Origin of the sequence: Aromatoleum petrolei (assembly GCF_017894385.1) — a bacterium.
GTDB lineage: Bacteria > Pseudomonadota > Gammaproteobacteria > Burkholderiales > Rhodocyclaceae > Aromatoleum > Aromatoleum petrolei.
Genome location: NZ_CP059560.1, coordinates 319419 through 341288, shown reverse-complemented (window position 1 = coordinate 341288; position 21870 = coordinate 319419). Strand labels below are relative to the sequence as shown.

General features: G+C 65.3%; 22 protein-coding genes and 2 pseudogenes. 12 read left to right on the top strand and 12 right to left on the bottom strand.

The genetic code is table 11. The features are described from left to right. Window positions 1-19 precede the first annotated feature (19 nt). Complete coding sequence (locus ToN1_RS01520; protein ID WP_210147967.1) at window positions 20-1006, top strand: YeiH family protein; 987 nt, start codon at window positions 20-22, stop codon at window positions 1004-1006. 914 nt (window positions 1007-1920) lie between these two features. On the opposite strand, the gene ToN1_RS01515 is transcribed toward ToN1_RS01520, so the two are convergent. Next, window positions 1921-2343: a hypothetical protein gene (locus tag ToN1_RS01515; protein ID WP_210147966.1), complete on the bottom strand. Its 423-nt coding sequence runs from the start codon at window positions 2341-2343 to the stop codon at window positions 1921-1923. Then, a complete protein-coding gene (locus ToN1_RS01510) occupies window positions 2343-2627 on the bottom strand; it encodes a DUF504 domain-containing protein (RefSeq protein WP_169208731.1) in 285 nt (94 codons plus the stop codon). The genes ToN1_RS01515 and ToN1_RS01510 overlap by 1 nt, the downstream gene beginning before the upstream one ends. Window positions 2628-2702: 75 nt before the next feature. On the opposite strand from ToN1_RS01510, the gene ToN1_RS01505 reads away from it, so the two are divergent. The 3 genes from ToN1_RS01505 (at window position 2703) to ToN1_RS01495 (ending at window position 4821) form a co-directional block, all read left to right on the top strand. After that, a complete protein-coding gene (locus tag ToN1_RS01505) occupies window positions 2703-3317 on the top strand; it encodes an MOSC domain-containing protein (RefSeq protein WP_169208732.1) in 615 nt (204 codons plus the stop codon). Next, window positions 3314-3892: an NnrU family protein gene (locus tag ToN1_RS01500; protein ID WP_210147965.1), complete on the top strand. Its 579-nt coding sequence runs from the start codon at window positions 3314-3316 to the stop codon at window positions 3890-3892. Before ToN1_RS01505 ends, ToN1_RS01500 begins: the two co-directional genes overlap by 4 nt. Window positions 3893-4545: 653 nt before the next feature. Then, window positions 4546-4821 (top strand): CopK family periplasmic copper-binding protein, encoded by a 276-nt coding sequence (locus tag ToN1_RS01495; protein ID WP_169207235.1) that lies wholly within the window; start codon window positions 4546-4548, stop codon window positions 4819-4821. Window positions 4822-4870: 49 nt separating this feature from the next. Here the strand turns inward: ToN1_RS01495 and ToN1_RS01490 are convergent, their stop codons facing one another. The 5 genes and pseudogenes from ToN1_RS01490 to ToN1_RS01470 all read right to left on the bottom strand — a co-directional run bounded on the left by ToN1_RS01490 (window position 4871) and on the right by ToN1_RS01470 (window position 8002). After that, window positions 4871-5506 carry an HD-GYP domain-containing protein gene (locus ToN1_RS01490; RefSeq protein ID WP_169207236.1) on the bottom strand — a complete coding sequence of 212 codons (636 nt, stop codon included), beginning with the start codon at window positions 5504-5506 and terminating at the stop codon, window positions 4871-4873. 190 nt (window positions 5507-5696) lie between these two features. Further along, window positions 5697-6512, bottom strand: a pseudogene (locus ToN1_RS01485) (P-type ATPase actuator domain-containing protein); the annotation flags it as partial. 181 nt (window positions 6513-6693) lie between these two features. Then, on the bottom strand, window positions 6694-7350 hold the full coding sequence (locus tag ToN1_RS01480; RefSeq protein WP_169207237.1) for a methyltransferase family protein: 657 nt from the start codon (window positions 7348-7350) through the stop codon (window positions 6694-6696). Then, complete coding sequence (locus ToN1_RS01475) at window positions 7347-7604, bottom strand: DUF2933 domain-containing protein (RefSeq protein ID WP_169207238.1); 258 nt, start codon at window positions 7602-7604, stop codon at window positions 7347-7349. Before ToN1_RS01475 ends, ToN1_RS01480 begins: the two co-directional genes overlap by 4 nt. 128 nt (window positions 7605-7732) lie before the next feature. Then, window positions 7733-8002, bottom strand: coding sequence for a hypothetical protein (locus ToN1_RS01470; RefSeq protein ID WP_169207239.1), 270 nt, complete (start codon window positions 8000-8002; stop codon window positions 7733-7735). Between the two features lie 256 nt (window positions 8003-8258). Between ToN1_RS01470 and ToN1_RS01465 the strand changes: the two genes are divergently transcribed. The 8 genes from ToN1_RS01465 (at window position 8259) to ToN1_RS01430 (ending at window position 17279) form a co-directional block, all read left to right on the top strand. Further along, the gene (locus ToN1_RS01465) at window positions 8259-9524 is read left to right on the top strand and encodes a type II restriction endonuclease (RefSeq protein ID WP_169207240.1); all 1266 of its coding nucleotides are present in this window, start codon (window positions 8259-8261) and stop codon (window positions 9522-9524) included. A 140-nt stretch (window positions 9525-9664) separates the two neighbouring features. Further along, on the top strand, window positions 9665-10849 hold the full coding sequence (locus tag ToN1_RS01460) for a TolC family protein (RefSeq protein ID WP_169207241.1): 1185 nt from the start codon (window positions 9665-9667) through the stop codon (window positions 10847-10849). Then, window positions 10846-11394 carry a hypothetical protein gene (locus ToN1_RS01455; RefSeq protein WP_169207242.1) on the top strand — a complete coding sequence of 183 codons (549 nt, stop codon included), beginning with the start codon at window positions 10846-10848 and terminating at the stop codon, window positions 11392-11394. The genes ToN1_RS01460 and ToN1_RS01455 overlap by 4 nt, the downstream gene beginning before the upstream one ends. Before the next feature lie 3 nt (window positions 11395-11397). After that, entirely contained in the window at window positions 11398-12531 is a 1134-nt protein-coding gene (locus ToN1_RS01450; RefSeq protein WP_169207243.1) for an efflux RND transporter periplasmic adaptor subunit, read from the top strand. Between the two features lie 13 nt (window positions 12532-12544). Further along, window positions 12545-15652, top strand: a complete 3108-nt coding sequence (locus tag ToN1_RS01445; protein ID WP_169207244.1) for an efflux RND transporter permease subunit — start codon at window positions 12545-12547, stop codon at window positions 15650-15652. A 29-nt stretch (window positions 15653-15681) separates the two neighbouring features. Then, the gene (locus tag ToN1_RS01440; protein WP_169207245.1) at window positions 15682-16113 is read left to right on the top strand and encodes a hypothetical protein; all 432 of its coding nucleotides are present in this window, start codon (window positions 15682-15684) and stop codon (window positions 16111-16113) included. A gap of 477 nt (window positions 16114-16590) precedes the next feature. Next, window positions 16591-16899, top strand: a complete 309-nt coding sequence (locus ToN1_RS01435; RefSeq protein WP_169207246.1) for a CopG family ribbon-helix-helix protein — start codon at window positions 16591-16593, stop codon at window positions 16897-16899. Continuing rightward, window positions 16896-17279: a type II toxin-antitoxin system RelE/ParE family toxin gene (locus tag ToN1_RS01430; RefSeq protein WP_169207247.1), complete on the top strand. Its 384-nt coding sequence runs from the start codon at window positions 16896-16898 to the stop codon at window positions 17277-17279. Before ToN1_RS01435 ends, ToN1_RS01430 begins: the two co-directional genes overlap by 4 nt. A gap of 603 nt (window positions 17280-17882) precedes the next feature. Here ToN1_RS01430 and ToN1_RS01425 read toward each other — a convergent pair. From ToN1_RS01425 to ToN1_RS01400, 5 genes and pseudogenes are all read right to left on the bottom strand, one after another. Further along, a pseudogene (locus ToN1_RS01425) lies at window positions 17883-18787 on the bottom strand (cation diffusion facilitator family transporter). 61 nt (window positions 18788-18848) lie between these two features. Then, window positions 18849-19085, bottom strand: a complete 237-nt coding sequence (locus tag ToN1_RS01415) for a thioredoxin family protein (protein WP_169207248.1) — start codon at window positions 19083-19085, stop codon at window positions 18849-18851. Between the two features lie 47 nt (window positions 19086-19132). Continuing rightward, window positions 19133-20170, bottom strand: coding sequence for a permease (locus ToN1_RS01410; RefSeq protein ID WP_169207249.1), 1038 nt, complete (start codon window positions 20168-20170; stop codon window positions 19133-19135). A 123-nt stretch (window positions 20171-20293) separates the two neighbouring features. Further along, window positions 20294-20794 carry a sigma-70 family RNA polymerase sigma factor gene (locus tag ToN1_RS01405; RefSeq protein WP_244860934.1) on the bottom strand — a complete coding sequence of 167 codons (501 nt, stop codon included), beginning with the start codon at window positions 20792-20794 and terminating at the stop codon, window positions 20294-20296. Between the two features lie 209 nt (window positions 20795-21003). After that, window positions 21004-21372 (bottom strand): hypothetical protein, encoded by a 369-nt coding sequence (locus ToN1_RS01400; RefSeq protein WP_169207251.1) that lies wholly within the window; start codon window positions 21370-21372, stop codon window positions 21004-21006. Between the last annotated feature and the right edge of the window lie 498 nt (window positions 21373-21870).

Below are 21870 nucleotides of genomic sequence, written 5' to 3'. Positions count from 1 at the left end.
CCAGGCACGAGCGATTAGCATGCTGAACGTTCCGATCGTCGCCCAGCTCTGGCCGGGCGTGCTGACGGCGATCACGATCGCCCTGGCGGCGAGCTTCGTCGCCGAGCACCAGGGCGGGCCGCAGCTGTTGTATGCGCTGTTCTTCGGCATGGCGTTCAACTTTGCCGCGGAGGGCGAGAAGATCCACCGCGGCATCGAGTTCGCCTCGCGCCAGGTGCTGCGCTTCGGTGTGGCGCTGCTGGGCGCGCGCATCACCGCGGAGCAGTTGGCGGGCCTCGGGGCGCAGTCGATTGCGATGGTGGCGGGCGGGGTGCTCGCGACCATCCTCTTCGGCGCGCTCGTCGGGCGCCTGCTCGGCCGTCCCGGCACCGAAGGGGTGCTCACCGGCGGGGCGGTGGCGATCTGCGGGGCGTCGGCGGCGCTGGCGATCTCGGCGGTGCTGCCGAAGAACGAGGCGAACCAGCGCTTCACGCTCTTCACGGTGGTGGGGGTGACGGCGCTGTCGACGGTGGCGATGGTGGTGTATCCGTCGCTGGTGAAGGCCTTCGGGCTGGATGCGAATGCGGCGGCGGTCTTTCTCGGCGGCACGATCCACGACGTCGCCCAGGTCGTCGCGGCCGGCTACATCCTCTCGCCCGAAGTCGGCGACGGCGCGGTCTTCGTGAAGCTCTTCCGCGTGGCGATGCTGCTGCCGGTGGTGGCGGTGGTGTCGGTGCTGTTTCGCGACGGCACGGCAACGGGCAAGAAGCCGCCGGTGCTGCCCGGCTTCCTCGTCGGCTTCGCCGTGCTGGTCGTCGTGAACAGCCTCGGTTTCATCCCCAAGCCGGTGACCGACGCGGCATCGAGCCTGTCGCGCTGGTGCCTGGTCGTGGCGATCGCGGCGCTGGGGGTGAAAACATCCTTCCAGCAGCTCGCTGCGCTGGGCTGGCGACCGGTCGTGATGCTCACGGCGAACACGGTCTTCCTGGCCGCGCTGATCCTGGGCGGGCTGCTGTTGATGCGGTGATCCTGATGTGGCGTGCGGGGATTGGAAAGGGAATTCGCACAAACGATAACGTCGAAACCGCCGAAGCGCGCGCCCGTGGCTATGACAGCAAGTGCCCCTTCATCGCCATGTACTACCTCACCGCCGGCAGAGTCCGGTTTCTGTCATTCTCGGCGTCTTGCTTAGTGCAGTGTGGGTGATGTCGTGATGTCAGCAATTACCTTTGCTGAACTTCAATCCGACGTGGGGCCGCCGACTGGAAGGCTTAAAAGCGAGCGTCATTTCGAGGTCGCTTTCGAAGCCAAGGCCGAAGAGTGAGCGTAGCGCCTGCCAAACAAGTGGTGGGACTGATGTTCCCGTCACAGTGTCATCGAGGACCCAACTAATCATGCCGAGGATGCGGCCGTGCGGCTGCTCCCGCCGGTCGAGCCGAGCGGTGATGACTTGGGGGCACCCGACGGTGACTGCCACTTCGATCAGGACATCGGGATCAACCAATTTGCGCCCAATGACTTTCAAAACTCCGCCGTAGTTCCGCGCCGTTACTGGGTTTGGCGAGACCTTGTTTTGAAAGAAAAGTGACGCAAATCTTTGATTTATAGGCTTGGGGCCCAGTCTTGTGGCTCCAGGTGTCACCGGTTCGATCCCGGTATGTCGCCCATATATTCAAGTAGTTGGCGAATCGCAGTATCCAAAGTGGTTGTAGAACGATCTACAAAAGCGGGCCCGCCGATGAGCGGGCCCGCTTTTCTTTAAACGGTTCCGCACTGGATTCGCGAATCTGCAATCATCGCGGTGGCGGACAACACTGAGCACCTGCATTGCGTCGCGATCATCGCATCGCCGGTAGCCATCGCACGTCGAGCACTGATTCATCTGTGTGCTGTCCGCGTTTCGGCGAGGAGCCCCTGCGGCCTGAGCAAACAGGGGCCCGTTCACAGTTTCAATGATGGCCGACGGTCCTGTTCCGGCGCCTGATCGAGCACCGCGATCGCTTCGTGGGCGACGAAATCGGCGACGGCATTGTTGGCGGCGGGAAAGGACACGCCGAGGAGGCGCTTCACCTGGTTGACGATGAAGACGGGCGTACCGATGAGAGCGGCGACGAGCTTGCGGCTCGCCGAGTCGGCACGCCGGTCCGCAACGCGCCGGTTCCTGTCGTCACGCAGGGCGGCCTGTTGCGCGGCAAGCGCCATCGACTCGTCGCAAGCGCTCATTGCCGCCTGCGTGAAGAAGTCGATGCAGCCGTCCCAGCGTGAGCGCAACTGGACTTCCAGCGGGGCACCGAAGTCGTCGCGCCGGTTACGGTACAGGAGGCCGGACACATACAGCGGCCGACATCCCTCCGCGGCAAGCATCAGTGGGACCCGCAGGCGTCCGGTGCGGCCTTGCCGTCGCGCTGCCAGATCAGACGGCCGTCCTTGAGCACTTCGCGGATGCGGTGCAGAGGCAGTTGGCGGGCCTCGCCTTCGTCATCGACGAGGGTGCAGGCGAAGTGGTCGTGGTCCGCGAACGCCAGCCGGCGCAGCGGCACGTGGACGATGCGCCGGGCGACGCGGTCGTAATAGCCGATGACGAACTCGCCGCGGCCGAAGGCGGGGTCCCAGCGGATGCGGGCGAGCAGTGCGTGGATTGGAATCATGGCGTGCGCTGGGGGCAGGGGACGGCAGGCGCGGTAGGATGATGCATCCGCCGTGTTTCATCCGCACTGACCGCCATGCCGCCTGCCCGTTCCACTGCCGAGCCTGCCGCCGAGCTTGTTGACCTGCGCACGCTGACACGCCGCTTCGCCCGAGCCGGCCGGCTCGAGGCGATCCTGTTGCGCCCGGCGCAACGGGCCGCGGCGCAGCCGGTGAGCGAGGCACGCGCGCTGGCCGGCCGCGGACTCGCCGGGGACCACCGCGCCGCCTCCGGCCGCGGCAGCGGCAAGCGCCAGCTGAGCCTGATCCAGGCCGAGCATCTGGCGGCGGTCGCGGCGCTGGCGGGCCGCGACGAGGTCGATCCGGCGCTGCTGCGGCGCAACCTGGTGGTCTCCGGCCTCAACCTGCTTGCCGCGCGCACGCTGTTCTGTGACCAGCCGCTGGTGCTGCGCATCGGCGCCGAGGTCGTGCTCGAGCTCACCGGCGTCTGCGAGCCCTGCTCGCGCATGGAGGAGGCGCTCGGCCCCGGCGGCTACAACGCGATGCGCGGCCATGGCGGCGTCGCCGCGCGCGTCCTTATTGGCGGAGTGCTGCGCATCGGCGACGCGGTCGTCTGCGAAGTGGCGCCGTCTGCGTCCGCCGCGCCCGGCGCCGACGCGCCCCTCACAACCCGCCCGGAGAACCCCGCATGACCGCCCTGATCCTCGGACTGCTGCTGTTCTTCAGCACCCATTCGGCGCGCATCTTCGCCGAGGACAACCGTGCCCAGTACATCGCCCACTACGGCCTGGCGAAATGGAAGCTGGCCTACTCGCTCGCCTCCGCGATCGGCCTCGGACTGATCGTGTGGGGCTACGGCGCGCTGCGGCTCGACCCCCTCGTGCTGTGGGCGCCGGCGCCGTGGACGCAGCACCTTGCCACGGTGCTGACGCTGCCCGCGTTCATCCTGATCGCCGCCGCCTACGTGCCCGGCACGCGACTGCGGGCGAAGCTCGGCCACCCGATGGTGCTCGGCGTGCAGTTGTGGGCGCTTGCGCACCTGCTCGCCAACGGCGCGCTCGCCGACCTGCTGCTGTTCGGCTGCTTCCTGGTGTGGGCGATCGCGAGCTTCGTCGCCGCGCGCCGGCGCGACGGGGCGCAGCGGGTGGTGCGGGGCGAAGGAGCGCTGGGTTGGGATGCGGTGGCGGTGGGGGGCGGGGCGGGAGTGTGGTTTGTGTTTGCGCGCCACCTGCATGGAGCGTTGTTCGGGGTGGTGCCTTTCGGGTGAGGGGTCGGGGCGGGTTCCGGCTGACGGTAGCCGCGGGATTGCTGGCGAGGGCGTCGTGCGGGCGGCGACGCAGGTCAGCGCCGATGAGGAGACCGTTCCGATCGTTCGGCGGGCCTTCGGTCCTGCCGGTCGTAGCGCTCGATCGACGCTGCGCCGGGGCCGTAGCGCGATCTGCCGACAGTTTCACCCACCACATCGACATCGGCACTGTGAACAGCGCATTCACGAAGGGGAAGCTGCTGCTCGTCGTCACAGCCGCCGTAGCAACGGCGCCTTTGGAGCGACACGACCGAACCGGCACAAACGGCCACAACCGGCCGCTCGTTTGATCGCCAAACCTCTCATTTGACAGACAGCCGCACTCAACAACCGGACGGATGATCCACGGAAGTACCTCGGCCATTCCCGTCGGTCACCCGTAGTCCCTCGCTGTCAGCAACACGCCCATTACTTGCCGTTCAGAGGCAAATTATCCTAATCGAAAGCTGACTGTGCGCCGGGCGATCGAGCCGAAAGCATACAGAACCCTTGCTCCGCAATGAACTACATGTAATCGGCGAGTCATGTTTATGTCATTGACGTTCTCCTAAGATGTACTCATGGCCATTCAACAACGATGGTCAGCATCCAAGAACTACTGTAAGGAGAACATCATGCTCAAGATCGCCACAATCGCTCTCGTTTCCAGTTTCGCGCTTTCCGCCTTTGCCGCAAATAGCTCCGCGCCGGAACGCTCAGTCGAGCTGAAAGACGGAACCACTGTCCACGTCTTCCGAGACGGGAAAATGGGAATGGAAGACAAGTTTGGCCGCCCCTTCCTGATGTCTAATGGGCACGTGATGGAAGCCAGGGACGGCACCAAGATTCAGATGAAGGGCAATGAGGTCTGGCGCGTCGCGGCACCCGCCCAACTCTATCGCGGCAACTGAATCATCCGGCCGCCCCGTGGTATGGCTCCTGCGAAGGGGCCATACGGCATCAACGGGCCGAGCCGGTGAAACCTGGCCCATCGAGACATTTAGCTTCCACCATTCGCCGCAGGACTGCCTCTTCGGCCGCAAACGCTTCGACAGCGACGGGGTCGAACTGACTGCCGCCCATACGCAAGATTTCGTTGCGAGCGGCATCGAAGCTCTCGCCCCGCCGGTACGACCGGTCGGAGGTCATGGCGTCTAGCGTGTCGATCACCGCGAAAAGCCGCGCGGCGAAAGGAATCGCCGCTCCGCGAAGGCCCCGAGGATAGCCGCGGCCGTCGAACCGCTCCTCATGGGAAAGCACGATTTCGGCAGCGACCGCCATACCGGGAAGGCGACTCACTAGATGAAAGCCATCTTCCGGGTGACGGCGGATCTGTTCCCACTCAGCTGCATCGAGGGGGCCCTCCTTGAGCAGGATGCGATCCGGCACCCCGATCTTGCCGATGTCGTGCAGGAGCGCTCCCCAATAGATCTGGCGCAGATCCGTCACACTTTGAGTAAAGCGACGCGCGAGCACCAAGGTGTGGCAAGCAACGCGACGGGAGTGCAAGCCTGTCTCGCGCTCGCGCAGGTCGAGGGCGTCCGCCAGAGCCTCGACGAACCCCGCCAGAGGCTCGTCGGGGAGGTCCGAGCTCATTTGGACTGCGCGGGCCGTTTGCCCGTGGTGCCGAGTTTGTGCTCCATCATGTCCATGCGGTGCTCCATCTGCTGCCTTCCCTTCATCATGGTCCCAGGATCTCCCCCGCCGCCCATCATCGGGCAGTCCATTTCGCCCGTTGCCATCTAGTCACCAAGCGTCATGTTCTCGCGCATGGTTTGCATGTGCTCCGTAGCATGGGCGCGCGTGAACGTTGCGCCTGCGCGACCATCTGGACGATTTGCGCGCGCATCGTTTGCGATCCGATCTTTTCCGCCTGCATGATGAGAGCGCCGCACGTATTGAGCGTCGCGCCGATCACATGGTCTCCGGACAGCTTCGTGACGGGCATCGGCTCCCCCGTCAGCATGGATTCGTCGACGGCGCTCTCGCCAGCGAGTACCGTCCCATCCACCGGAACCTTTTCGCCCGGCCTCACGCGCAGCCGGTCGCCCGGATGAACATGTGCGAGCGGGATGTCCTCCTCGGTGCCGTCGGCGTTGATCCGCCGCGCGGTCTTGGCGGCAAGGCCGAGGAGTGCGCGAATCGCCGCTCCGGTCTCCGAACGTGGTCGCAGTTCGAGCACCTGCCCGAGCAGGGTGAGCGAAATGATCACCGCCGCCGCGTCGAAATACACGACGACCCTGCCATCGATACGGAAGGACTCGGGGAGGATGCCGGGCGCCACCGTTGCCACGACACTGTGGAGATAAGCGGCGCCCACCCCGGTACCGATGAGCGTCCACATATTGGGGCTACTATTGAGGATCGATCGCAGCCAGCGCACGAAGAAGGGCCAGCCGCCCCAAAGCACTACCGGCGTCGCTAGCAGCAGCTCCACCCAGGGTTTCGACGCTCCGAACAAGGCTTCCGACGGGCCATGCAGCATTGCGATCAGCGTCACCGCCACTGTTGCCGGAAGTGGCCACCAGAAGCGACGGCGGAAGTCCCGGAGCCCCAGGTTCTCGCCTTCTTCAGCCTGCGGCAGGACCGGCTCCAGCGCCATGCCGCACACCAGGTCGCTGAACGCGTAGTTCGTCACTTCTTGTCGAGGCGCATGATGATGAGCATGGCCGGTCGGACGTGTCGTTTCGTTCACGGCGACGTTCCTCCTGCTCGGCATGTCGAACTCATCTGTTCGGCACACGGAGCGATAGCGCAGCGTTCCCTTACGGGCGGCATTCCCTTCAGTCCCCTGCGCTGCCCGAACGTTTGCCGAAGCGCGGAACGAAGGCCGGTGTGTGCCGTACATACTGGTCCCACTTCGTTCCGAACATCCTTGCCGCTTCCAGTTCCTCACGTCGAGCAAGCCGCACATAGGCGAAAACCAGGATCGGGAACATTGCGAGGGTGATCAAGGTCGGCCACTGGAGCAGGAACCCGAACATAATCAGCACAAATGCGATGTACTGCGGGTGCCTGACCCGCGCGTAGGGGCCAGTCGTCGCGAGCCGCTTCTCGAGCTGGGCCGCGTAGAGGATTTTCCACGCGCCAGCGAGGAGCCAGAAACCGCCACCGATGAAAAGCGTCGAGAGGAGATGGAAGGGACCGAAATGCGGATTGGCGCGCCAACCAAACATCACCTCCAGCAGATGCCCCGAGTCATGGGCAAGAAAATCGACTCCGGGGAAGCGTTGAGCGAGCCATCCGGACAGCAGATAGATCGTGAGCGGGAAGCCGTACATCTCCGCGAAGAGCGCGACGATGAAGGCTGAAAACATGCCGAGGCTGCGCCAGTCTCGCGCGTTCCCAGGCTTGAAGAAGCTTGCAGCGAAGACGATGAAGACCACCGAATTGATGATCACCAGACTCCACAAACCGTAAGCCGGGGCGGTGTCGCTCATGATTCGTCTCCTTTTCGGCCGTCCTCGCTCTGGCGGTGACCGTCATGACCGCCGTGGCCACCGTGCATGAAGAGATGCATCAGTGGGCATGCGAGCAGGAACATCCAAGGCAGCCAGCCGAGCAGGTGCGCGCGATGCTCCAAGGCAAGGAGCACGACGGCGATTGCAGCAAAACCACCAAACACCCAGCGGACGCGGCTTGAGTTCACCCTCTCCGTCGTGTCGTGTTTCGTGCCGTGATCATGTTCCAGCATGATTCGCTCTCCCATTACGCCAAGCCGATACATCCGTCGCCTGACGTATTCTCGGCCGCTCGATCTCTCCTTACCGCCGGCCCCCCCAGGAAAGACGTGGTTATGCGGCCGCCACGGCGGCAATTACCTCAATTCGACTCGCGCTGGTGATTGTGCTTTGACTTGTTCGGGACGGCCGCCGGCTTCTCACCGGCATTCTCCGACGCTTTCGACGCGGGCCCTACCTTTTCGTCGAGATGGGAATGGAGTCCGGGCTTCTTGACGAGCGTGTGCTTGACCTCGGCAGAGGCCGGCACCTTGTTTTCTGTGGATTCAGGGTCACCCACAGCTCGGACACTGAAGGACAGGGCGGTCAGCGCAGACAGTACGGCGGCAGCGAGAAGCGACTTCGCGTTCATGGCAGTTCTCCAACGAAAGGGGACGTGCGGCCGAAAATTGCTGAAGTGCCTGTGACGAAGTCATATTAGCTTCCTGTGCCTCACGGTACTCTGACGGCAACATTACATCTTCGTCATATAGAATTGTTGCCGCCAAAATTCAGCGGTGTTCAAATCCGAGCTGGCCCGGCCGAAACCCACGATAAGAAGGAACCTGTGGCCTTGCCGTCCCTCGGGCGCCACTCCTCGTCTACGAATACAAGGAGAAGTTACCGTCATGCAGCACGATGCGCTGTTGCGATTGATCGATCACTGGAAGTCCGACCCCCACAGCACGTACAACACATGGTTCCTGTGGGATGAGCGATTGAAGAATTTCAGATCGATCCGTCGGGGAATTGCGCAGGTTGTGCGCGAAATCGAAGCGGGTACTTTCGGTAATGCGTACCGCGGATCGTCGCTCGAAACAGTGGTCGGTTCCGTGGCTGAGCAGCGACAGATCTTTAAAGGCGCCGATCACGCCTTTCTGTGGAAACCCAAATTACGGATACCCGACATCTACGAGAACGAGGACAACCAACGCGCCTTCGCGCGCCTTCTCCATACTTGCGACTGCTGCGATAGCGCCGAGGCAATTCTTGAGGCGATCCGCCGCATCGACGCGTTGTGCATCAAGGGACTCGGACCGGCCGTCGCCAATCTGCTTTACTTCATCCATCCGACTCTGGTGACCCCTTTCAACACGGCCATCGTTAACGGCTTCAACGCCCTGACTGGCAGCAAGGTCAAGCTGGGTCGCTGGGACCACTATCTCTCGCTGCGCGACGGATTGATTCGCCTGAACGAGCAGCATCGTAGCCGTCTGTCCAACGACCTCGGCGCAATCGCCGGATTGATGTTCGACGTGGGGTCAGGCCGTTACACTGCACCGCCGACGAGTCCCGACCATGCCATGCTTCGCGCCTGGGAGGCGGATCTGCAACGGGTACGGGAGGAGACCACAGCCGCGCAACGGCAATGGCTCCAGGAACGAGAGGGCGACACGACGCATACCGAGATCCAGGGCTGGCTGCGAGAACTCGGATTGGCGCTCGGGTATCAGGTCTGGATTGCGGCGAACGACAGAACGCGGCCCTTTGGTGGCGGCCGACTTGCTGACGGATGCCTTGAAACGCTGCCCGAAGGTCTGGCCGGCGGCCTCGATTCGGTCCGTCTCATCGACGTCCTTTGGATCTCGCGCGAGGAACCTCGGGTGGCGGCCGCCTTCGAGGTGGAGCATTCTACGTCGATCTACTCCGGGATTGTCCGGATGCTCGATTTGGCACTCGGGACGGAGCTTGCCTCGCGCAGCCCGCTGTTTTTGGTCGCTCCTGATAATCGCAGGCATGAAGTCCAGCAACAGCTTAGACGGCCAGCCTTCTCGCGTGTCACCGAGCTTGGAATCCGCTATCTGCCCTACAGCGAATTGAAGAACCACAGGGAAACCATTGCGCGCTTCGGCTCGGGGATCAAGCCGGTGATGGAAATCTCGCAGGCGCTGTAATCACTTCCGCTCGTGCGCTGGTCTTCCTTACGGGAATGTAATCTACAGGTAAGCGTAGGGTCGGCTACCGCCGCTAATACTAGCGGCTCTAGAGCCTTCCGAGCACATGGATGTATATCGCGATACTGCGGAAAGCTTTGTTGCCGATCCTGTTGGCGACCCCCTTGCTTGCCGACGCCCAGACCTTGCACGAGGTGGTCAACGCCGCTTACGCCCGCGATCCCCGTTTGCTCGCTGCAGAGGCAAAGGGCGAGGAAGTTCGCGCGGGGCGGCTGCAGGCGGACGCTTTGCTCGCCGGACCGCCCGCGCTCGCAATAGGGCAGCGCACCGATCGCCCGCTGGATAACGCCGGCAAGCGCGAATTCGAAGTCGAGCTGTCGGCCCCCCTGTGGCTGCCTGGGCAACGCGGCGCACAGCAGGCGCTCGTCAGCGCCGAGGAAGCGGAAAACGAGCTGGAGGTCGCGGCGCTGCGCCTGGAGTTGGCGGGAGAATTGCGCGAGGCGATCTGGACGGTCAGGCTGGCAGAAGGCGAGCGCCAACTTGCGGTCGATCGCGCTGATACGGCGCGCAAGCTCGAAGCCGAGGTCGCGCGCCGCGTGTCGGCCGGCGATCTCGCACGCAGCGATCTGCTGCTCGCGCAAGGCGAGCGACTTGCTGGTGAGCAGGCTGCACTTGAGGCCGAGAACCGGACCGTGCAGGCGAGACGACGATATGCACTTCTGACCGGGTTCGCGGCGTTGCCTGTCGACGTCGATGAGCCGCGCCGTGAGGCAGATTCGCAGGCCGGTGCCGCGCCGATCCATCCCCGCATCGACGCCGCCCGCCGGGCGCTCGCGCGTGCCCATGCGAAGCTGCAGGCGGTACAGGCCGAATCGCGTGATGCGCCGGAGCTGACCGTGCAGTATCAGCGCGGGCGCGACGACTTCGATTCGCCCACGCGTGACAACGTCCGCGTCGGCATTCGCATTCCCTTCGGCACCGATGCCCGTAATCGCCCCCTCGTCGCGGCGGCCAACACTGAGATCGTGAAGGCAGACGCCGACCTGCGCGTGGCCGAAGCGACGGTTGCGGCTGAGCTGAATGAAGCGCGCGCCGCTCTTGCGAACGCCGAAAGGGCTTCGGCGCTTGCCGAGCAGCGCCATGTCGCGGCGGCCGAGAACCTCAAGCTCACCCGCAAGGGCTTCGACCTGGGCGAGCTGCCGCTTGCCCAGCTGCTACGCGCGCAGGCTCAGGCGCAGGAGGCCGAATCGGCTCGGACGCTGCAGAAGACGGCGCTCGCGCAGGCGGTCGCTCGTCTGAATCAAGCACAAGGATTATTGCCATGAAGCATTTCGCCATCGTCGCTGGGCTCGCCGCATCCCTTGCGGTCGCGGCGCCGGCCGGGGCGCACGAGGGGCACGAGCATGCCGCACCGGCGCCCACCGCATCGACCACGAGTGCGGCGCCACGCTTCGAGGCTCAGACCGAGGATCTGGAGGTCGTCGGCGTGCTCGATGCCGGCAAGCTCACGCTCTACGTCGACCGGCGCCAGACGAACGAGCCGGTCGGCGGTGCGCAGGTCGAGGTGGAAGGCGCCGGCGTGAAGGCGCTTGCGGCCGAAACGAGTTCCGCGACCTATCAGTTGCCCTTCCCGATGCCGGCGGCCGGCAAGCATCCGCTGACGATCACGGTGCAGGCCGGTGATCTGCTCGATCTCGTCGCGGCCGAGCTCCAGATCGCGGCCCCGCTCGAGTCTTCCGCCGGGCCGGTTCCGGTGGCGAAGCGCTCGCCGCCCCCTTGGCTGCCCTGGTCGGTCGGCGGGGTTGTCGCCTTGCTCGGCATTTCGCTCGTTGCCCGTCGCCGCCGGTCGCGGCCTGAGCACAAGGACTGACTGATGAAGTTACACACCGTATTTGCCGGCCTCGCGGTCGCGATCCTGAGCTCGGCCCACGGCACCTTCGCATTGGCCCACGGCGGTGAGGACCACAGCCACGAGGAGACGAAGGCTGCGCCGGCGGCAGCGGACCCGAGCGCGCCGTCACGCCTCGCCGATGGCAGCGTGTTCGTGCCGAAGGCTTCACAGCGTCAGCTCGGCATCCGTACCGTTGCGGCAGCGCTCGGCGAGCACGCCGAAGTGATCGAGTTCAACGGAAAAGTGGTCGCCGATCCCGGCGCCGGCGGGAAGGTGCAGGCGACGCAGGCGGGACGCGTCGAGGCCGGTCCACGCGGGCTGGCGGTGCTCGGGCAAGCCGTGCGGAAGGGCGACGTCCTGGCTTACCTGCAGCCGGTCATGAGCAGCGTCGAGCGCGGCAGCCAGCTCGCCCAGGTCGCCGAACTCGATGCCCAGCATGCAATCGCCGTGAAGCGTCTCGCCCGCCTTGAACAGCTCGAAGGCGTGGTGCCGGCGCGCGAGATCGAGGCGGCGCGCGTCGAGGCCGGGGCTTTTGCGGCACGCAAGGCGGCGGTGGCGAAAGGTCTGAGCGGCCGTGAGGCGCTTGTCGCGCCGGTCGCCGGCGTCGTGGCGAGTGCCCATGTCACGCTCGGCGAAGTCGTCGAGGCGCGCGACACGCTCTTCGAGGTCGTCGATCCGCGCCGCCTCGCCGTCGAGGCGCTGGCCTACGATGCCGACACGGCTGCCGGGCTCGGCGAGGCCACCGCGGCGCTGCCCGCTGGCGTGCTGCATCTCGACTATCTCGGCCGCGGTGCGACGCTGCGCGAGGGGGCGCTGCCGGTGCTTTTCCGGGTGCGCGCCAGCAAGGAGACACCCACCGTGGCCGTTGGTCAGCCGCTCAAGGTGCTCGCAAAGGCCGCGGCGAAGCGATCGGGGGTCGCGGTGCCCGTGGAGGCGGTGACACGCAATGCGGCCGGCGAGCCGGTCGTGTGGGTCCATGCGGACGCCGAGCGTTTCGTGCCGCGCAAGGTCACGACGGTGCCGGTCGATGCGGCCACCGTCGCGGTCACCGCAGGTCTCGCGGCGGCCGAGCGCGTCGTCGTGAAAGGCGCGGCCTCGCTCGCGCTGGTGCGCTGAGGGCCGGGCCGCGATGTTCGAATGGATCATCAACACCAGCCTGCGCCAGCGTCTGCTGGTGCTCGGCGTGTCGCTGCTGCTCGTGATCTACGGTGGGCTGACGCTGCAGAAGATGCCGGTCGACGTTTTTCCCGACCTCAACAAGCCGACCGTGACGCTGATGACCGAGGCGGGCGGCATGGCGCCGGAGGAGGTCGAGCAGCTCGTGACCTTCCCGCTGGAGTCGGCGATGAACGGCATGCCGGGCGTGACACGGGTCCGCTCGGTGTCCGGCATCGGGCTGTCGATCGTGTTCGTCGAGTTCGAATGGGGCACGGACATCTACCTCAACCGCCAGCAGATCGCCGAGCGCCTGAACCTGGTGCGCGAGCAGATGCCGGCGGGCGTCGTGCCGCAGATGGGGCCGATTTCGTCGATCATGGGCGAGATCTTGCTGATCGCGATTCCCGCCGACCCCGCGAAGGTCGATCCGATGGCGGCGCGCGAGTATGCGGACTGGGTGATGCGCCCGCGGCTGCTGACGCTGCCCGGCGTCGCGCAGGTGATTCCGATCGGTGGCGAGGTCAAGCAGTACCGCGTCGAGCCCGACCCCGCCCGCATGCAGGCGCTCGGTATCACCAGCGAGGAACTCGAAGCGGCGCTGAAGGGCTTCGGCGCGAACACGGCCGGAGGCTTCCTCGAACAGCAGTCGCGCGAATACCTGATCCGCCAGATCGGCCGCACGACGCGCATCGAAGACCTGCAGAACCTCGCGGTGGCGAGCCGCAATGGCCAGCCCATCCTGCTGCGACAGATTGCCGACATGCGCTTCGCCGCCGGCCTGAAGCGCGGCGATGCGAGCTACGGCGCGAAGCCGGCGGTGATCCTCTCGGTACAGAAGCAGCCGTCGGCCGACTCGGTGCAGCTCACGCGCGACGTGGAGAAGGCGGTCGAGGATCTGGCGCGCAACCTGCCGCGCGGCGTCGAGAAGCCGCAATTCCTGTTCAAGCAGGCGGAGTTCATCAAGGCCTCGGTCGATAACGTGCAGGAGGCGCTGCGCGACGGCGCGATCTTCGTCGCGCTGATCCTCTTCGCGTTCCTGCTTAACGTTCGTACGACCTTCATCTCGCTGACGGCGATTCCCGTGTCGCTGCTCGTCACGGCGCTCGTCTTCAAGTACTTCGGGCTGTCGATCAACACGATGACGCTGGGCGGCCTTGCAATCGCGATCGGCGAGCTCGTCGACGACGCAGTGGTCGGCGTCGAGAACGTGCTGCGGCGGCTGCGGCTCAACCGCGCGTCAGCCGAGCCCTTGCCGGTCGCGCAGGTGATCGGCGCGGCCACGCTCGAAGTGCGTTCGGCGATCGTCTACGCGACCGTGATCATCGTGCTCGTCTTCGTGCCGCTCTTCGCGCTGCCGGGGATCGAAGGCCGCCTCTTCACGCCGCTCGGCGTCGCCTACATCGTGTCGATCCTCGCCAGCATGCTGGTGTCGGTCGCGCTGACGCCGGTGATGTGCTACTACCTGCTGCCGCGCATCAAACATCTCGACCACGGCGACAGCCCGCTCGTCGCGCGGCTCAAGGCCTGGGACACGCGGCTCCTCGGCTGGTCCTTCGACCGCGCCAGGCCGCTCCTCGCCGGCGCTGCGGTGATCGTGATCGCCGCGCTCGCGACCGTGCCTTTCTTCCCGCGCGCCTTCCTGCCGCCCTTCAACGAGGGCACGCTCACCGTCAGTGTGCTGACGAACCCCGGCACCTCGCTTTCCGAGTCGAATCGCATCGGCCAGCAGGCCGAGGAGCTGATCGCGCAAGTTCCGGAGGTGCGCCAGGTCGGGCGGCGCACCGGGCGCGCCGAGTTGGACGAGCACGCCGAAGGGGTGCATTCCTCCGAGATCGAGGTCGATCTGAAGCCGTCCGAACGCAGCCGCGACGAAGTCGTCACCGACATCCGTAATCGCCTGGCCGTGCTGCCGGCCGCGAACAGCATCGGCCAGCCGATCTCGCATCGCCTCGACCATCTGCTCTCCGGCGTGCGTGCGCAGATCGCGCTGAAGATCTACGGCGACGATCTTGATACGCTGCGCGGTTTGGCCGCCGACGTGAAGGCGCGGCTTGAGAAGATTCCGGGCATCGCCGACTTGCAGATCGAGAAGCAGGTGCTGATCCCGCAGCTCAAGATCCACCTCGACTACGATGCCGCGGCACGCTACGGCGTGAATCCCGGCGCCTTGCTGGAGAACCTCGAACGGCTCGTTGGTGGCGACAAGGTCACGCAGATCATCGAAGGCAACCGTCGCTTCGATCTCGTGCTGCGCCTGCCCGACGCCGTGCGCGGACCGCAGGGGCTCGCCGGCCTGCTGATCGAGACGCCGGCGGGCCGCATTCCGCTGTCGAAGCTCGCGCATATCGAGGACGGCGACGGGCCGAACCAGATCGGGCGCGAGAACACGCGGCGCCGCATCGTCATTTCGGCCAACGCCGCGGGCGGCGCGGATCTGAGCGCGGTGGTGACGGCGATCCGCACCGAGCTGGCGGCGAAACCGCTGCCGGAAGGCTACTTCACGGCGCTCGAAGGCCAGTTCCAGGCGCAGGAGGAGGCGTCGAAGCTGATTGGGCTGCTCGCCGTGGTGTCGCTCGCGATGATCTTCCTCGTGCTTTACAGCCGTTATCGCGCCTTCGTGCTGGTTGCGATCATCATGGGCAACATCCCGCTCGCACTCGTCGGCAGCGTCGTGGCGCTATGGCTCTCCGGCCAGCCGCTGTCGGTCGCGGCGCTGGTGGGCTTTATCACGCTCACCGGCATCGCGACGCGCAACGGCATCCTGAAGATCAGCCACTACATCAACCTGTGCGCCTTCGAGGGCGAGACGTTCGGCCGCGCGATGATCGTGCGTGGCTCACTGGAGCGCCTGACGCCGGTGCTGATGACGGCGCTGGTCGCGGCCTTCGCGCTGGTGCCGCTGCTGCTCGCGGCCGACGCGCCGGGCAAGGAGATCCTGCACCCGGTCGCGGTCGTGATCTTCGGCGGGTTGGTGTCCTCGACGCTGCTCGACACCTTGCTGACGCCGGTGATGTTTTACCTCTTCGGCGAACGCGCCCTCAACCGACTGCTTGCCGAACATACGGCGGACAGTTTCTGACTTTTGAACGACTCCAGGAGATTGCGATAATGCTCAACCGTACCCTGCTGACCGGCCTGCTGGCGCTGTCCTTTGCTGCCGGCAACGCGCTTGCACACGGCGATGCCCCGCACAGCGCGATGAAACCCGCAAACGGAGGGCAAGTCCAGGCGACCGGGAGCTATCAGCTCGAACTTGTGGTTCGCAAGGACAGTGCCGATGCGAAGGACAACCCGGTCGCGCTCTACGTCTTCGATCACGATGGGAACAAGGTGGCATCCTCCGGCCTGAGCGGTTCAGCGACCTTGCTGAGCGCGAAGGAGAAGGTCGTCGTGCCGCTCAAGGCCGACGGCGACAACCGCCTCGCCGGCAGCGGGCGCTACGCGTCCGACCCGGCGATGAAGGCCATCGTCGCCGTGACGGTCGGCGACAAGACCGAGCACGCGCGCTTCACACCACTGCAGCCGGGCGACGGGCACTGAACCCCACCGCTACGTCGGAACCCGGATTTCTCCGATGGGTTGTCAGGCGCCGCCCTGGACGACACCTCCATTTAGAAACCGGCCGCTCACCCGCTGAGATGACGAATGTCTCTTAGGGGTCGAATATGGTTATAGCCTGAGGTGACAAGCGGTCATTAAGCGCCCCAAGCGAGTGAACGGCAGCTGACCGGCCGCATTGCCGTCGGAGGTGGGCCAGAGGTCCAAGGTCGGCGTTGGCCCGGGCGGAGTAGGCCGGCGAGAAAAACAGGTGCGCTTCTCGCAAGAACCTGCCGTACAGGAGGAACTGCGTCGATCGTCAGTGACGAGCCGAGAAGGGGACTCGTGGAGCGGGATCTGGATGGTTCAAAAGCGGCTGACGCAATTTAACCTGGTCTCTGCCAATCAGGGGCAGAGTGGTCTGTTCATTGTTCGGGTAGTGAAATATCAACACCGCTAACTGCGACACGGGAGTTCAGGATGCCCAACCTGTCAGTCAAACTCGACGAGGCCATGCGCCAACGACTGCACGACATCGCGATGCAAGAGGGGGTGACCCCGCACGCCCTGATGCTGCGCGCGATCGGGCGTGAACTCGATCGGGCCGAGGCGGAAGGCGCCTTTGTCAGGCGTGCCCTGCAAGCTCGTCAGCGGGTCGAAGCGAGCGGGATGGCCATTGACGGTCCCGCTTTTGGCGCCTACCTGCGGGCTCGAGTGCGAGGGGCGTCTGCGCAACGGCCTACCCCGCAAGACATTGGAAAGCCGGAATCCAAGGAACCAGACGCATGACGCGCTGGTGGTTGGCGCCAGAGGCCGCGGAAGATCTTGAGCGACTGGCGGATTTTCTTCATGATTCCGCGCCGGATCTGGCTGCCGACACCGTGGACCTGATCCTCGATGCCTTGGATACTCTGTCTCGTCATCCGAATATCGGCCGGCCGATGACCCATGGATTGTGCGAACTTGTAATCTCGCGCGGCCGAACAGGTCATCTGGCGCTCTATAGCTATGATGAGCAGCATGACGCAGTGCTCGTGCTGGCTATTCGACACCAGCGCGAGGACGACTATCTTTGCCGACGGTCAAGGGGCGAGGAGCGACAGCAGATCGACCGCATTGCCTGCCCTTGGCTCGTTACCCGCTCAAGCACGTCCAGCCTCCCTCCCTAAGCACGCCGAAAACTCCAGCGGCCTCAACCCGAAGCGGATCGCGTTGCCGGGGTGAATGGTCCTGAACCCGGCCTGCGTCAGCGCAACAAAACGCGTCTGATCTTCCTCAGCGAACGTGATGGGCATGACGGCGCGGATGGGCAACACGAAAGAGCCGTTCGAAAACTCGCACGACCGCGATGTTCGCATCCTCTTGACGGTCATGAACCTGCTTTTTGTCTTCCCGTCTATGACCAACCGGCATTGGGGTTCCAGAAGAGCGCTACCGGCATCAAGACAATCCTGCTGTGGCCGGGAAAGACCACCGAGTCGCTAAGGGCGCAGGCGGAGCGCGATCCGGTTAGCCTCTCGCACTTGCCGTCATCCGAATGTCAAGGCTTTTACGCCAGTGCAAAGAAATATCGCGTACTAGGATATTTCGATTCCCGCTGCAGCCTTCGTAGTCTTGCTCGCGACGGCCGCACACCTCTTTCAGGTTTGAAGCCCACGTTTTTTTGTGGCATGGATGTGTGCGCCTGTCTCCTGATGGCGCCCCGTGAGAAGGGCGGAATTGCATGGGCCCGTATTTGGAATAAGTGGTGGCGCGATACAGCGGCCATGCTCTCAGGCGCAGCCGGCCGACTCGCAGCCACGGGCGTAGTGTGTCGATTCGAGTTGCAGGGTGGCATGGCGAATCCCGAACTTGCCGAACAGCATCTCGGACGCGGCGTGCAGGAGTTGGTCGGCGGGGCGCGCGCGGTCGTCGACCACGAGGTGGGCAGTCAGGGCATTCTCCGAGGCGGCCATTGCCCAGACATGCAGGTCATGGACGCTCATGACGTCCGGCAGGGCCATCAGGGATCGACGCACCTCGTCGAGATTGAGGTGCTCGGGCACGCCGTCGAAGAGCAGGTGTAGTGACTGGCGGAACAGCGACCAGGTGCCGAGGATGACGACCGTGGCGATCACGAGGCTCACCACCGGGTCGATCCAGTACCAGCCGCGCCACCAGTACAGGGCGCCGGCGGCGACCACGCCGACCGACACCAGCGCGTCGGCCGCCATGTGCAGGAAGGCGCCACGGATGTTGAGGTCGGTCTTGCTGCCCTTGAGGAACAGCGCCGCCGTGACCGCGTTGATGACCATGCCGATTGCCGCGACCAGCATCACCGTGGTGCCGCTCACAGGTGCCGGCGCCTCGATCCGTCCCAAGGCTTCCCATGCCAGGGAACCCATGGTCACCAGCAGGACGATCGCGTTGGCAAAGCTCGCCATGATGGAAGCGCGCCGCCAGCCGTAGGTGTGGCGTGCGTCCGGTCGCGGCGTCCGGCGGCAAGCGCTAACCACGCCAAGGCCAATCCGCCGACGTCGCTCAGGTTGTGCGCGGCATCGGCGAGCAGCGCCAGCGAGCCCGTACGCCAGCCGTAGAAGGCCTCGACCAACACGAAACCGACGTTGAGCGCGATGCCGATGGAAAATGCCCGGCCGAACTGCGCCGGCAACTCCCCAAGTGCGTGGTGGTGGCGCATCGTTCGATCCTTCACGAAGGCACAGCGTGGGCGCCGCGCTGCACAACGCCGGACAGCCGCCTCAGGCGCCGAGCCACTGTTCGATCTTGTCGCGTCCGGGGACGCCTCCGGCATGAACCACCTTGCCGTCGACTACAACGCCCGGCGTCGACATCACGCCGTAGCCCATGATGTCACGCAATTCCTCGACCTTCTCGACGCGGATGGCAACACCCCTGGCGTGTGCGACCTGTTCGATCAGGGCGATGGTGGCGCGGCAGTTGGCACAGCCGGTTCCGAGAACCTTGACGTCTATCATGGTGGCGCTCCTCGATGCGGGTTGAAAAGGCACGTTAAAGAAGCACGTTAAAGAATCAGGTTGAAGACGAAGCCGACTAGCAGGATGCCGCTCGCGACGACGCCGACGAAGGTCGCGATCAGGCGCAGTTTCAGCACCTTGCGCAGGATCACCATCTCGGGCAGCGAGAGCGCGATCACGCTCATCATGAAGGCCAGCACTGTGCCCAGCGCGGCACCCTTGGCGAGCAGCGCCTGCACAATCGGGATCACGCCGGCGGCATTGGTGTACATCGGGACGCCGATCAGTACCGCGAGCGGCACCGACCACCAGGCTTCCTTGCCCATGAACCCGGCCATGAATTCCTGCGGCACATAGGCGTGGATGCCGGCGCCGATCGCGATGCCGGCGAGGATATAGGGCCACACCCGCCCGACAATCTCGCGCACGCTCGCCGCTCCGGCCGCAATGCGCTCGGCGAGCGGCATGCGCTGGTCCGCGAGCCGCGCCTGCACGTGGGGCATGGCGCGTACCCAATCCTCAAGATGGGCGTCCATCCTCAGGCGTCCGATGATCCAACCGGCGAAGATGGCGACGGTGAGGCCGAGGCCCAGATAAAGGAGCGCGATCTTCCAGCCGAAGAGACCGAAGAGCAGGGTGAGCGCGACCTCGTTCACCATCGGCGCGGCGATCAGGAACGAAAAGGTGACCCCCAGCGGCACGCCCGCCTGCACGAAGCCGATGAAGAGCGGGACCGCGGAGCAGGAGCAGAACGGCGTGACGACGCCGAGCGAGGCGGCCATGACGTTGGCGGCCCCCTCGGTGCGCCCCGCCAGCAGGGCGCGGGTGCGCTCGGGCGTGAAGTAGGAATTGACCATCCCCATGACGAACACGATGCCGACGAGCAGCAGCAACACCTTGGGCGTGTCGTAGAAGAAGAACTGCAGCGCGCCGCCGAGGTGACTGGCGCGGTCGACCGGCAACGCGGCGACCAACGCCTCGGACGCAGGGATCAGCGCCCGATAGAGCGCAAACCACAGCAAGGTCGCCATTACGAGGAAAAACCGCGGACTACGGTGCGGCCAGCTTGAAACCAGTTGCGTCATCTTCGTTGCTCCATGCGTGCGGGACCGCGGGCGGGGCAGCCCTGCGGTCTCCTTCAACCAGAAGACGAACGAAGCGCGAAAAGGATGCGGCGGATGTGCGCGATGCCGGAGCCGGAAGAAGGCTCAGGCGCCGGTTCCGGCAGGGTCGCGCGGGACGTGGCAGCACACCCGGCCGGTGTCGTCGAAGCGCACCTGGCAGTTACGCGTGAGGGCTTCACGCAGGCGTTTGCGCGCACGCAGCAGGCGGGCCTTGGCGGCGGGCAGGCTCAGGCCAGCCTTGTGCGCGAAGACCTGCTGCTTGACGCCCTGCAGATCGCACTGCTCGATGATCTCGCGGTCGTCCGCCGCGAGCTCGGCCAGGTTGCGCAGCAGGCAGGCGTCGAGTTCATCAACCGGGGCGCGCAGGTCCTCCTGAGCGGCGATCTGCTCGGAGAGCTCGACCTGCGGGTGCGTGAGTCGCGCGTGATCCACGAGGGCGTTGCGGGCGACCTGGAACAGCCAGGCGCGGGGGTTCTCGATGGTGCAGAAGTTCGCCCCCTGCCTCAGGGACTTGAGGAAGAGCTCCTGCAAGAGGTCGTCGGCGAGATGGGGGTCCGCGAGGCGACGCAGGAGGAAGCCGCGCAATTTACGCTCGTGCGCCTGCCAGGCAGCGAGTACGCAATCGAAGGGCATCGGCGTAGGGGGACCGGGGCTGCGGCGGGATGCCGTCAGCGGCGATCATACCCGGAAGCGCGCCGGTTCGTGCGGGTCGGCGGGCGCGTCGCGCGTGCGTCAAGTGCGAAGGGGCCGTGTTGACGGCGTGCGCGGGGATACGGCGGTACTCCTCACTCCCGTCAGAAGTAATAACGGGCGCGCAGCTCGAGGCGGCGGTCGTTTTGTTTTTCGCCGAAGTCGCTGAGGCGGCCGCCGGAAAGAAAGAACGCGCGCAGGCGCAGCTCCAGGTTGGTGATTCCCGAATACGACAGCTCGGGTGACAGCGAGCGGCTGCCGTCGTCGAAATTGTGGATGAGCGTGATCGAGGGCGTGAAGTACAGGATGTCGAAGGGTTCCTTCTGGCTGACCCGCAGGTAGAGGTAGTTCCGCATGGCGTTGGCGCGCGTGTAGGACGTCCCGACGGCGCGGGCACGCTCGATCGGCGCGGTGTCGCCGGGCGCCAGGAAGTGTTTGTGCGCGGTGTGGGCGAAGGTGAAGTAGTCGCGCATCTCGCGCTTCGTGTAGTCCGCGCCGTTGTGTTAGTACTCGGCGATCCAGGTCGTGTCCTGCGCGCTGAGGTAGCGTAGGCCGAGGAGGTAACTCGTGACGTCGCCCGTCTGTACCGTCTGGGTGCCGTTCGCGTGCAGAACGAGCCTGGCAGCGTCGGTGATGCGCGCCCACTCGCCATGGCGGAGCCGACCGGGTTGAACGCATAGCCCTTGCCCCAGCGCACGGCACGCTTGCCCGCCTCCAGGCGCACGCCGCTTGTGGCTTCGAGCGTTGCATAGCCCTCGTACAAGGTCGCCTCGTCGGTGGAGCCCAGATCGCCGCGAACCGCTTCGCCGTATATCGTGCCCTGGAAGGTCGCGATGCCATCGCGCCAGATGCCGGAAAGCTCCAGTGCGCCGGTCGCCCGGTCGAGGGGGGAACGCTGTTGCCGATCGAAGAAGTTGAGCCGGTAGAGCGCGGCATCGCGGTCGACCCAGGCGCGCTCGGGGCGCAGCTCG

Excerpts from the sequence above, each read along its gene's own strand:
- ToN1_RS01465 (WP_169207240.1), top strand. The coding sequence starts at position 8,259 with ATGCAGCACGATGCGCTGTTGCGATTGATCGATCACTGGAAGTCCGAC.
- ToN1_RS01435 (WP_169207246.1), top strand. The coding sequence starts at position 16,591 with ATGCCCAACCTGTCAGTCAAACTCGACGAGGCCATGCGCCAACGACTG.
- ToN1_RS01400 (WP_169207251.1), bottom strand. The coding sequence starts at position 21,372 with ATGCGCGACTACTTCACCTTCGCCCACACCGCGCACAAACACTTCCTG.
- ToN1_RS01480 (WP_169207237.1), bottom strand. The coding sequence starts at position 7,350 with ATGAGCGACACCGCCCCGGCTTACGGTTTGTGGAGTCTGGTGATCATC.
- ToN1_RS01495 (WP_169207235.1), top strand. The coding sequence starts at position 4,546 with ATGCTCAAGATCGCCACAATCGCTCTCGTTTCCAGTTTCGCGCTTTCC.
- ToN1_RS01410 (WP_169207249.1), bottom strand. The coding sequence starts at position 20,170 with ATGACGCAACTGGTTTCAAGCTGGCCGCACCGTAGTCCGCGGTTTTTC.
- ToN1_RS01470 (WP_169207239.1), bottom strand. The coding sequence starts at position 8,002 with ATGAACGCGAAGTCGCTTCTCGCTGCCGCCGTACTGTCTGCGCTGACC.
- ToN1_RS01415 (WP_169207248.1), bottom strand. The coding sequence starts at position 19,085 with ATGATAGACGTCAAGGTTCTCGGAACCGGCTGTGCCAACTGCCGCGCC.
- ToN1_RS01510 (WP_169208731.1), bottom strand. The coding sequence starts at position 2,627 with ATGATTCCAATCCACGCACTGCTCGCCCGCATCCGCTGGGACCCCGCC.
- ToN1_RS01440 (WP_169207245.1), top strand. The coding sequence starts at position 15,682 with ATGCTCAACCGTACCCTGCTGACCGGCCTGCTGGCGCTGTCCTTTGCT.
- ToN1_RS01455 (WP_169207242.1), top strand. The coding sequence starts at position 10,846 with ATGAAGCATTTCGCCATCGTCGCTGGGCTCGCCGCATCCCTTGCGGTC.
- ToN1_RS01430 (WP_169207247.1), top strand. The coding sequence starts at position 16,896 with ATGACGCGCTGGTGGTTGGCGCCAGAGGCCGCGGAAGATCTTGAGCGA.
- ToN1_RS01500 (WP_210147965.1), top strand. The coding sequence starts at position 3,314 with ATGACCGCCCTGATCCTCGGACTGCTGCTGTTCTTCAGCACCCATTCG.
- ToN1_RS01515 (WP_210147966.1), bottom strand. The coding sequence starts at position 2,343 with ATGCTTGCCGCGGAGGGATGTCGGCCGCTGTATGTGTCCGGCCTCCTG.
- ToN1_RS01475 (WP_169207238.1), bottom strand. The coding sequence starts at position 7,604 with ATGCTGGAACATGATCACGGCACGAAACACGACACGACGGAGAGGGTG.
- ToN1_RS01505 (WP_169208732.1), top strand. The coding sequence starts at position 2,703 with ATGCCGCCTGCCCGTTCCACTGCCGAGCCTGCCGCCGAGCTTGTTGAC.
- ToN1_RS01450 (WP_169207243.1), top strand. The coding sequence starts at position 11,398 with ATGAAGTTACACACCGTATTTGCCGGCCTCGCGGTCGCGATCCTGAGC.
- ToN1_RS01520 (WP_210147967.1), top strand. The coding sequence starts at position 20 with ATGCTGAACGTTCCGATCGTCGCCCAGCTCTGGCCGGGCGTGCTGACG.
- ToN1_RS01490 (WP_169207236.1), bottom strand. The coding sequence starts at position 5,506 with ATGAGCTCGGACCTCCCCGACGAGCCTCTGGCGGGGTTCGTCGAGGCT.
- ToN1_RS01445 (WP_169207244.1), top strand. The coding sequence starts at position 12,545 with ATGTTCGAATGGATCATCAACACCAGCCTGCGCCAGCGTCTGCTGGTG.